The sequence below is a fragment of the Streptomyces sp. XH2 genome, assembly GCF_049725035.1.
In the GTDB taxonomy this organism is placed as follows: Bacteria; Actinomycetota; Actinomycetes; order Streptomycetales; family Streptomycetaceae; genus Streptomyces; species Streptomyces roseoverticillatus.
Genome location: NZ_JBMMMZ010000024.1, coordinates 63091 through 72755, shown reverse-complemented (window position 1 = coordinate 72755; position 9665 = coordinate 63091). Strand labels below are relative to the sequence as shown.

4 protein-coding genes are annotated in these 9665 nt (G+C 76.5%); all 4 read left to right on the top strand.

The window, feature by feature from the left end; genetic code table 11:
• The first annotated feature begins 425 nt into the window (after window positions 1-425).
• The 4 genes from ACOTKD_RS36105 (at window position 426) to ACOTKD_RS36090 (ending at window position 9485) form a co-directional block, all read left to right on the top strand.
• Complete coding sequence (locus tag ACOTKD_RS36105; RefSeq protein WP_106679608.1) at window positions 426-1004, top strand: LuxR C-terminal-related transcriptional regulator; 579 nt, start codon at window positions 426-428, stop codon at window positions 1002-1004.
• Window positions 1005-1219: 215 nt separating this feature from the next.
• Window positions 1220-4021 (top strand): AAA family ATPase, encoded by a 2802-nt coding sequence (locus tag ACOTKD_RS36100; RefSeq protein ID WP_424893226.1) that lies wholly within the window; start codon window positions 1220-1222, stop codon window positions 4019-4021.
• A gap of 14 nt (window positions 4022-4035) precedes the next feature.
• Window positions 4036-6735, top strand: a complete 2700-nt coding sequence (locus ACOTKD_RS36095) for an AAA family ATPase (protein WP_424893225.1) — start codon at window positions 4036-4038, stop codon at window positions 6733-6735.
• A complete protein-coding gene (locus ACOTKD_RS36090) occupies window positions 6732-9485 on the top strand; it encodes an ATP-binding protein (RefSeq protein WP_424893224.1) in 2754 nt (917 codons plus the stop codon). The genes ACOTKD_RS36095 and ACOTKD_RS36090 overlap by 4 nt, the downstream gene beginning before the upstream one ends.
• Window positions 9486-9665 lie beyond the last annotated feature (180 nt).

Sequence of the window (9665 nt, the reverse complement as noted above, 5' to 3'; positions counted from 1 at the left end):
GGCGGCCGCGCGCGGGGCGGGGGGGGGCCGGGCCGGGGGGGGGGGGCCGGGGCCCCCACGGCTGTCTGTTCCGGGAAGCCCCGGCCGGCCGGGGCTTCCCGTGCGAGAGTATGCGCAGGTGTTTTTTTACACGTGCGTGACAGCCGGGTAATCAGCCGTTCATGGAGGGCGGAAATGCGCCCCGGGGTGGCGTGAAGACGGCGGATGCGCTGGCGCGACTTCGACCGTACCGAACCCCCGCAGTGGCCTTCGGGCGGTACCGAACCTTTGCCGCGGAGCCGCAGTCTTAAGCCCGCACCGCCGGGCGGTCGTTGACCGCCGGTCCGGTTTCTCACTAGCCTCCCCATTGATTTCACCCTCCAAGAAGTTTCCTGAAGGGGATTCCTCCCTTGTTGAATGCAGCACCTGCAGCACCGGGCCTGTGCATGGCGAGCCTTGATAAGTCCCTGACGATTCAGCAGGCGAATCAGGAGTTCTTCCGGCAGTTCAACGGTTCGTCCGAGGAAATATGCGGCCGCAGTTTCCGTGACGTGGTGCACCCGAGCGTCCAGCAGCCGCTGATGCGCCAGTTCTCCCACCTGCTGGAGGGAAAGCACCAGCGCTTCGTCACCCCCGTCATCGCCGTGGGGCCGGGTGAGGAGTCCGCGTTCACCGTCCCCCTCACCGCGGTCGCGGTGCGCGGCGGCCTGCCCGACACGACCGCGATCCTGGTCATGATGCCCACGGCCCGGGACGCCGAAGGGACGCGCGTGGTGACCAACCGCAAGAAGATCCTCTCCGCGATGGACGCGCGCATCCTCGAAGGCATCGCCGCCGGCGTCTCCACCGTCCCCCTCGCCTCGCGCCTCTACCTGAGCCGGCAGGGCGTCGAGTACCACGTGACCTGCCTGCTGCGGAAGCTGAAGGTGCCCAACCGCGCCGCGCTGGTCTCCCGCGCCTACTCCATGGGCGTGCTCAAGGTCGGCACCTGGCCGCCGGAGGTCGTGGACGACTTCGTGAAGTGAACGGTCCCGGGGCCCCTGGGCCGGTGCCCGTTCGGCTCCCGCAGTGACAATTCGGCCATAAACTTCCGGTTCTGACTCAAAGGCAGGTGGAAATGTTCACTTCCGTTTTCTACTGTCATGTCGACTGGATCTTGCAGGCCGGCCCCTCCCCAGGGCCGGCCGCCGACGCGCCGATCGTCCCCTGAGGTCGCGTCAGGCTTCATGAAAGGAACACTGTGGCGGTCATCCCCGAGACACGTCATGAGTCTTCCCGGACCCTCGTCGGCCGCTCCGCCGAACTCAACAGCGTGCTGCGCCGGGCGGGCCGGGCCCGTGCCGGAGCCGCACAGGCCGTGCTCGTCCGGGGCCCGGCCGGAATCGGCAGGAGCAGCCTGCTCACCGCGGCCGCCGTCCATCTGCGCGCCGACGGCTTCACCGTCCGCACCCTCACCGGCAGCACGGAACCGGGCCGTGCCGCCGTCCCCCCGGTCCTCCCCGCCGGGCCCGACGCCACGGACCCCGCGGCGCCCTCCGACCCGTACGCCGACCGGCGCCGCTTCCACGGCCACCTCGTCCGCCGGCTGGCCGCGGGCCCGCTCGCCATCGTCGTCGACGACGCCCAGTGGTGCGACGAAGCGGCCCTGCGCCGCCTCGACTTCGCCCTGCGCCGCGTCGCCGCACAACCCCTCCTCGTGCTCTTCGCCCAGCGCACGGAGAGCGACGGCCCCGGCACCGCCGTCCTCGCCGAACTGCTCGCCCAGGACCGCTGCACGCTGCTGGAACTGGGGCCGATGAACGAGTCCGGCACCGGCCGGATGATCGACCGGGCGCTGGGCGGGCCCGTGGACCCGCTCTTCGCACGGCGCTGCGCGGAGATCTGCGGCGGCAACCCGCAGCTCCTCGGGCGGCTCCTCACCGGACTGCGCACCGCCGGGATCCGCCCCGACCGCGGCGGCCTGCGCCGGCTGCGCACGGTCTACGGCGGCATCCTGGCCTCGCTGATACCCGACTTCCTGGCCGTCCAGCCCGGTCCCGTACGCCAGGTCGCCACGGCCCTGGCCGTCCTCGGCCGTGCCGACACCGACCTGCTGGGCGCGCTCGCGGGCACCCCGGCCCGGCGCGCGGAGACCGCCCTGGCCGTGCTGCGCCGGTTCGAGGCCGCCGCTCCCGGGTCGCGGGGGGCGGTGATGCGCGACCCCCTCCGCCGGGCCGTCCTGGCGGGCCTGCCCGCCGGTGCCGTGAGCGAACTGCGGGCCCGCGCCGCCAGGCTGCTCAACGACGCCGGCCGCCCGGCCGCCGAGGTCGTCGCCCAGCTCCTCTTCCTGGACCGCATCGACGAACCCTGGATGCTCGCCGTCCTCCGCGACGCCATCGCCGCCTCACCCGGCCGGGCCGCCGACCCGGACGTGGTCGGCTGCCTGCGGCGCGCCCTGACGGCACGGCTCACCGCCGCCGAACGCAAGGACGTCCACCGCGAACTGGCGAAGGCCTGCGCCCCCACCGCACCGGCCGCCGCCCTGTGGCACCTCCACAAGGCCCTCGCCGCCACCGACGACGCCCGCGAGAAGGCCGCCATCGCCACGGACTACGGCCTCTCCGCCGTCGGCACCCGCCAGGCGACCGACGCCGTGCGCACCCTCGGCGACGTCCTCGACGACCTCGACGCCTGCCTGGGCGCGGACCCCGGGCCCGCCGACCGCGAACTGCGCACCACCGTCGCCTCGGCCCTCCTGGTCACCGCCGTCAACGACACGTCGGCCGTGTCCCTCGCCCGCGAACGGGCCCTCACCTGGACCATGCCCCGCGGCGACAGCCCCGCCGAGCGCCAGCTGCTCGCCGCCATGAGCGTCATGACCTGCCTGGAGGGCCGCCCGGCCGGAGAAGCGGCCGCACTCGCCCGCAAGGCCCTGCGCGTGGAAGAGGCCGCCCCGGCAGGCTGGTGGGTCCTCGGCCCCTCCACCGTCCTCAGCCAGGCCGACGCCGCCGACGAGGCACTGGCCGGCCTGGAGCGCTCCTGCTCGGGAGGCCCCGCCCGCCAGGCCGCGCGCGTACGCGTCCCGGCACTCGCCGGCCGCTCCCTCATCCTCCACAACGCCGGCGACATCACCGGCGCCCTGCGGCAGGCCCGGGCCGCCCTCGCCCTCGCCGAACGCTCCGGTCAGGGCGATCCCGCGCCCCTCGCGCACATAGCCCTGGGCAGTGCCCTGCTCTCCGCCGGCCGGACCGCCGAAGCGGGCCTCGTGCTGGACCGCCTCGTGCGCACCGACGCCGCGCTCGAACGCCGCCTCTACGAGTGGCACCACTACCTCTACGTCCGGGGAAGGGCCCTGCGCGAACACGGCGACCTGGAAGGCGCCGTGGCGGTGTGGCGCAGGTGCGGCCGCAGCCTGGCCGAAGCCGGGGTCGCCAACCCGCTCCTGGCCCCCTGGTGGCTGCCCGCCACCACCACCCTCGCCCACCTCGGCCGGACCGCCGAGGCCGCCGCGATCGTCGAAGAGGCCCGGCCCGGCCTGCAGCGCTGGGGCACCCCCCGGGCCCTGGGCCTGGGCATGCTCGCCACCGCCTGCGTCGCCGAGGGCCGGGCCCGGCTGCGGCTGCTCGGCGACGCCGTGGACGCCCTGGCCTCCTCCCCGGCCCGCCTGGAGCTCGCCAAGGCCGAATACCAGCTCGGCCACGAACTGCTGCGCCACGGCGACGCCGACGGCGCCCGCCGCCACCTGCGCCGCGTCATCGAACGGGCCACCCACTGCGGATACCACCAGCTCGCCGCCATCGCGCGCCGGCTGCTGGTCACCGCGGGCGGCAGGATGCCGCAGCTCGCCGCCAACCCCCTCGACTCCCTCACCAGCAGCGAACGCCGCGTGGCCGCCCTCGCCCGCGACGGAGTCAGCAACAAGAAGATCGCCGAGACCCTGTTCATCACCACCCGCACCGTCGAGATGCACCTCACCAACGTCTACCGGAAGCTCGACGTACGGGGCCGCTCCGAACTCCCCGGCGGCCTCCGCCCCTCCGGACTCCTGGCGACGGGCCGGTGACCGGGACGACGGCCATGCCACCGACCAGCGCCTCCCGGCCCGGCAACCACAGCACACCCGGGAACACCCCCGCAGATCCCTCACCGCTCGCCGGGCGCGAACACGAAGAAGCCCTGCTCACCGCCGCGCTCCTGAACCTGCGCCGGGGCCGGCCCGCCGTCGCCGAGGTGCACGGCCCGCCCGGCATCGGCCGCAGCGCACTGCTGGACCGCGCGGCCGCCCTGGCCGCGCGGGCCGGCATACGGGTCACCGCCGCCCAAGCCTGCGCGGAGGAGTCCGGCCGGCCCCACAGCCTGGCCGCCCGGCTGCACGGCGCCCTGGCCCGCAGCGGCCACGCCGCCGCCCCGCCGCCGCACCGGCAACCACAGGACCTGGAACGGGCCGCCCTGTGCCGCGTCTTCCTCACCGCCGCCCGCACCGAACCGCTGCTCGTCGTCGTCGACGACGTCCAGTGGGCCGACCAGGCGTCCCTGCGCTGGCTGCAGGCCCTCGCCCGCCGGCTCGCCGGCACCCCCCTGATGCTGCTCACCGCCCACAGCGACGCCGCCCCCGCGGAACCCGGCGACCGCATCACCCCCTGCCCGCTGGACGGCGGACACACCATCGCCCGGCACGTCCTCACCCTCGGACCGCTGCCCGACCCGGTCGTCGGCCGGCTCCTCGCCGAGGCCTGGCCCACCCCGGCCGACCCCGCGTTCCAGGAGGCGGCGACGCGGGCCGCCGACGGCAACCCCGGCCTGCTGCGCTCGGTCATCAGCCGGTTCGCCCGCCACGGACGGACCCCCACCGGCGACAACCTGCCCCACCTCGCCGACTGCACCGCCGAAGCCGTACGCCGCCGCACCCGGCGCACCCTCACCGTGTTGCCCGAGGACCTCCACGACATCCTGCGCGTGATCGCGGCCGCCGGTCCCGACTGCACCCACCCCATGATCACCGCACTCACCGGGACACCCGCCCCCCGCGCCCTCGCCCGGCTCTCCGGAACCGGCCTGCTCCTCCCCGGCGACCGGCCCGCCTTCCGGCACCCGGCCGCGGCAGAGACCGTCCTGGCCGCCCTCACCGTCCAGAGCCGCGAGGAACTCCACGCCCGCGCGGCCGCATGGGCCTACCGGACCGCCGCCCCCGACGGCGCGGTCGCCCGCATGCTGCTGAGCGCACGGCCCGCCGGCGCCGCCTGGGCCGTCGGACTCCTGCGCGGCGAGGCCGCCCGGCACCGCGCCACCGGCCGGCCGGCCGACGCCGCCCGGCTGCTCCGGTGCGCCCTGCGCGAACCCGTGCCGCCCGCCCAGCGCGTCCACCTGCTGACCGAACTCGCGGCGGCCGTCCTGCCCACCGACCCGGAGACCGCCGACCGGCACCTGCGCCAGGCCCTGCTCGTCCCCGCCGGCACCACCGCGGGACCCGCCTGGGTGAGCGCCGCCGAACTCCTCGTCGCCCGCGGCGACATGGCCGCCGCCCAGCCGCTGATCGCCCGCGCCGCCGGGCGCGCCGCACCGGACGGGGACGAGGCGACCGCGCTGCGCGCCCTGTACTGGGTCGCCGAGCAGAGCGAGCCGGAAGGCGCCCACGAGCTGGACGGCCGCCAGGCCCCGCCCCTGCCCCGGCGGCCCGCCACGGCGGCGGAAGCCGCGGCCGCGGCCTGGCGCACCGCCTTGCGCGGCCACGACATCGGCCTCGCCCGCGACCTGGCCCGCACCGCCCTCGCCCCGGCCGCCCGCCGCACCGTGCCGCTCCTCCTCCAACTGGCCGCCTGCCACGTCCTGGTGCTCAGCGGCGACCTCGACGAGGCCCGCACCGCCCTCGACGCCGTGCTCCTGCGCGCCCGGCACGCCGACGTGCCCCCGGTGGCCGGGCTGGTCCTGCTCGTCACCGGCCTCGCCGAACTCGCCCGGGGACGGCCCGACGCCGCGGCGGACGCCCTGGACCGGGCCCGGGAGATCATGCCCGGCCGCGGCCGGATCCCGTTCCTCACCCCCGGGCTGATCGCCCTCGCGGCCCTCGTACGGCTGGAACAGGGCGAACCGGACGCGGCCGAGCGGCTCCTCGCCGCGGCCCAGCCCTACGGCACCGCGGCCGGACTCTCCGGCGCCCTCCTGCTCTACGCCCGGGGCCGCACCCACCTGGCGCGCGGCCACCGGGAACAGGCCCTGACCGACCTGCAGGAGTGCGGGCGCAGACTGCTCGCCCGGCAGGTGACCAACCCCGCGTTCCTGCCCTGGCGCCGGATCGCCGCCTCCGCCTGCGACCCGTCGGCGGACGTCACCGTGGCCGCCGCCCTCCTCGCCGAGGAGCAGCGCCTCGCCCGCGCCTGGGGCGCCCCCGCGACCCCGGCGGGCGCCGTGGCGGACGGCCCGCGCGCGCCGGCGGAACCCGCCGGCCGGCGCGCGCCGGCCGGCTCCCCGGGGGACGGCGCCCCCTCCGCGCGGCGCATCGCGCCCGGTGACGGGCCGTCCGCCGCCCGGCCGGAGGACCGGCGGCCCCCGCCCGGGACCCCCGCCGGCCCGCTGCCCCGGCAGCAACTGACCGGCGCGGAGCTGCGGGTGGCCGAACTGGCCGCCGACGGCCTGCCCAACCGGGCCATCGCGGCCCGGCTGTCGGTCACCCCGCGCACCGTCGAACTGCACCTGACCAAGACCTACCGCAAGCTGGGCATCCGGGGCCGGGCCGCACTGGCCGCCGCGCTGGAGCACCGACCGAAGGCGACACCATGACACCTCTTCGCGGCCGGGAACGCGAACTCGACCTGATCACCGCGGCGATGGAGTCCGCCCACCGCGGTGACAGCCGTCTGCTGGCCGTCACCGGCGGCCTCGGCAGCGGCAAGACCGCCCTGCTGCGCAGGCTGCCCGCGCTCGCCGAACGCCGCGGCCTGCGCGCCCTGACCGCCGGCTGCGCGCCCCAGGAACAGGACTTCCCCTTCGGCGTCGTCAGCCAGCTCCTCGCCCCGTTCCCCGGCTGCGGGCCCCTCGACCTCGTCCCCGGCCCCGAACGGTTCGCGGAGCTGCTCTCCTTCGTCACCGACCACAGCACGGACCAGCCCCTGCTGCTCCTCGTGGACGACCTCCAGTGGGCCGACCCCGCCTCCCTGCACTGGCTCGGCGAGCTCACCAAGCGCCTGCCGGGCCGGCGCCTCGCCGTGGTCGTCAGCGTGCGCGAGGGCGAGCCGGGCGCGGACGCGCCGGCGGTGCAGGCATGCGTCGAACGCGCCACCCGCCTCGTCCACCTGGCCCCGCTGCCCGTCGAGACCGTCGCGGACCTCGTCGCCGACCACCTCGGGCACCCCGGGGAGTCCGGGCAGGTCACCGCCTGCCACGAGGCCTCGGGCGGCAACCCCCTGTTCCTCGCCGCGGCCCTGACCGGCCTGGCCCCGGACGACCCGGCGGCCGGCCACACCCCCGCCACGCCCGCACACCGGCTCGTCGCCCTGCACGAACGCCTCGCCGTCGCCCTCCGCTCCCAGCCCGAACCGGTGCGCAGGCTCGCCCGGGCCCTGGCCGTCCTCGGCCAGGAACCCGGTCAGGAGACGGACCTCGAACTCGCGGGCCGGCTCGCCGAGCTCGACGCCGCCGGCAGCGAGGAGGCCGTACGCTCCCTGCGCCGCCTCGGCCTGCTCACCGACGGCGACGCGCCGCGCTTCGCCCATCCCGCCGTACGGGAGGCCGCCGAGGAGTCGATGACACCCGCGGAACAGGAGGACGTCCACCTGCGCGCCGCCCAGCTGCTGCACAACGGCGGCCACCCCGCCGAGCGGGCCGCCGCCCAGCTCCTCGCCGTCACCACGTGCCACGACGGCTGGACCGTCGAGGTGCTGCGGTCCGCCGCGACCGCCGCACGCCGGCGCGGAGCGCTCCGGGAAGCGTCCCGCTACCTGCGCCACGCCCTTCTCGGCAGCTCCTCCTCCGGCACGGACCGCGCCGCCCTGCTCCTCGACCTGGCCGCGTCGGAGCGCGACATCGACCCCCAGGCGGCCCTGCGCCACCTCTCCCAGGCGTTCCTGCTGCTCCCCACCACCGCGGGACGCGCCCTCGCCGCCGCCCGCACCCCGCCCTTCCTGCTCGGCAGCTGCCCACCGCCGGTCATCGACACCGTCGCCAAGGTGGCCGCCGAGCTGGGCGACCCGGACGCCCTCACCGGCGCCGAACGCCAGGCCGCCCTGCGGCTGGAGGCCCGGCTGCGGCACGTCGCCGTCGCCGGACCGGGGGAGATGGGGGAGTGCGCGGCGCGCTTGCGCGCCCTGGGCGACACGCCCCCGATGGGCACCGCCGCCGAACGCGAACTCGTCACCGTCCTGCTGCACGGCGCCACCGTCACCCAGCGGATGACCGCCGCGGAAGTCGCGCACCAGGCCGACCGCGTCCTCCAGCACGAACCGGCGGCCCCCGGCCACGTCCACACCGCACTGCCGCACCTGTGCGGCGTCCTGGCGGCCGCCGAGTCGCTCGACGCCATCGGCCCCTGGCTGACGATCGCGCGGGAGCGCGCACGCCGGGACGGCGCCCCCGTGCCCCGGGCCGTCATCGCCGCCGAACTCGCCCACGTCCTGCTGACCCGGGGACGGATCCAGGAGGCCAGGGCCCACGCCGAGGAGGCCCTCGCCCACGGCATCATGGAGTGGGCCACGCTGTCCGCCATGACCGCCCTCGTCATGGTCGCCGTCCAGAGCCGCGACACCAAGCTGGCCCGGCGCCTGCTCGGCCACCGCCGCGAGGCCGCCGACCACGACTACCGGCCCTCGCCGCTCCAGCTCCTGAGGGGCTCCGTCGCCGCCACCGGGGGAGACCCGGCCACGGCCCTGGAATACGTCCTCGACTGGGGCCGCTCGGCCGAACGCGCCGAATGGCGCAACCCCGCCCTCGTCCCCTGGCGCACCTGGGCGGCCGGACTGCACCACCGGCTCGGCCAGACCCGGCAGGCCCACGACCTCGCCGACGAGGAGTACGAACGGGCCCTCGCCTGGGGCACCCCCGTCACCATCGGCCGCGCCCAGCGCGTCAGGGGCGCGATCACGGAGGGGGAGCAGGGCGTCGAGCTGCTGCGCGAGTCCGCCGGCCTCCTGCAGCGGTCGGTGAACACCATGGAAGCGGCACGGACCGAACTGCTCCTCGGCCGGCGGCTGCTGGCCGCCGGCCGCTGCGCCGAGGCCCAGGACCGGCTGGGCCGCGCCCGCGACCAGGCCCTCGCCTGCGGCGTGCCGTGGATCGCCGACCGGGCGTGCCGGGAGCTCGCCGCCCCGGCCGGCTCCCGGCAGCCGGTGGCCGTCTCCGCGCTCACCCGGGCCGAACGCAGGGTCGCCGGGCTCGCCGCCCACGGAGTGCCCAACAAGCACATCGCCGAACGGCTGGAGGTCAGTTCACGCGCCGTGGAGAAGCACCTCACCAGCGCCTACCGCAAGCTCCAGGTCGCCGGACGGTCCGAACTGGCCGCGTTCTCCGCCCTGCTGCCCGGCCCGGCGGACGCCTGAGCGGCACGCGCGGGCCGGTGTCCGCACCCGGGGGCGGACCGTACCGTAACGCCCCCTTCCGTACCCCGGGTAACCGAACCTCCCGGACCCGGCGTCCACAGGGTTAGCCGGCCCGGTCCGGAATCCGTTGACAGCCTTCGCCCGGTCTCCATACCGTCCATTCCGCCCCTGGTCGTGCCG